The organism is Capnocytophaga sp. oral taxon 338 str. F0234 (assembly GCF_000192225.1).
Classification (GTDB): domain Bacteria; phylum Bacteroidota; class Bacteroidia; order Flavobacteriales; family Flavobacteriaceae; genus Capnocytophaga.
Genome location: NZ_GL872440.1, coordinates 1 through 540, shown reverse-complemented (window position 1 = coordinate 540; position 540 = coordinate 1). Strand labels below are relative to the sequence as shown.

Below are 540 nucleotides of genomic sequence, written 5' to 3'. Positions count from 1 at the left end.
TACCTGTCTTTCTTTTTAGCAACTTTTAATTGTATGCTATCATATCTGTTATCATAAAAGTTAAAAAGATACACATTATATCTTTTTGAATTTATCTTCTTTACCTTAATAGAGTCCAACCATTCTATGAAAATATCTTGGGCATTTAGAATAAAATCCATATCTCTATATTCAGTGGGCTCTATTTTTTTTATTAATTTACTTGATAAATATCTTTTCTTAATTCTTATCAATTCTTCTTCACAAAACTCCCTTTTATCAAGACAAGGCATTTTATCTTGCTGCCTGATATACTTATCATAAAATTCCAAAATCATTTTTGTAGCTTCATCAGTTTCTTCTTTAGGCACTTGAATTGTTGCAATTGTATCTTTTTCTACTATGGTATCTCTTTTGATAGAGGAAATAGTATCTCTAATATCATCAGAAGATGATACTTGGGTATTGTTATTATTGCAAGAAAACAACAATAAACACGCTGAAATAAAATAATAAATTTTTACCATCTGAATATTTTAAAATATAATATCATCAATGATA

1 protein-coding gene is annotated in these 540 nt (G+C 25.9%); it reads right to left on the bottom strand.

Going from position 1 to position 540, the window contains the following annotated elements; all coding sequences use genetic code 11:
- On the bottom strand, positions 1-506 hold a 506-nt coding region (locus tag HMPREF9071_RS11755), incomplete at its 3' end, for a helix-turn-helix domain-containing protein (RefSeq protein WP_009401655.1).
- Positions 507-540: the final 34 nt, after the last annotated feature.